The sequence below is a fragment of the Micromonospora sp. DSM 43699 genome, assembly GCF_055517075.1.
This window is the reverse complement of the sequence record NZ_JBTMMT010000191.1, coordinates 1-473: the sequence shown is the minus strand read 5'-3', so window position 1 is coordinate 473 and position 473 is coordinate 1. Positions and strand designations below refer to the sequence as shown.

Here is a 473-nt window from a genome sequence, read left to right as displayed (position 1 = left end):
CCCCGACGCCGGCGGCTGGACGCCGTCCGACGTCGCACTGACATCACTGACGCAAAGTCAGATCGACCACGTGCTCGCCGGAGACGACGAGGACGACGAAGAGGACGAAGAGGACGACATGGACTCATTCTGGAGGGACGCACGGTGAACGCCCGGATCGAGGACATTCTTCCGCTCTCACCGCTCCAGGAAGGGCTGCTGTTCCACGCCCTCTACGACCACCAGGCGCCGGACGTCTACACGGTGCAGATCGTCCTGGACATCGAAGGCGAGGTCGACGCCGCCGCACTGCGCGGCGCGGCCGACAGCCTGCTGCGCCGCCACGCCAACCTGCGCGCCGCGTTCCGTTACGAGGGCCTGGACCGGCCGGTCCAGGTGATCCGCCGCAAGGCGCGTATGCCGTGGTACGAGATCGACCTCGGCACCGAGCCCGAGGACGGGCGCGAGGCCGCGTTCGCGCGCATCCTGGAGAC

At 68.7% G+C, this 473-nt stretch carries 1 protein-coding gene; it reads left to right on the top strand.

Annotated features, from left to right (window positions below):
• Positions 1–144: 144 nt before the first annotated feature.
• Positions 145–473, top strand: a 329-nt coding sequence (locus AC0AIB_RS31185) for a condensation domain-containing protein (RefSeq protein ID WP_465098077.1), incomplete at its 3' end; no start/stop codon positions are given.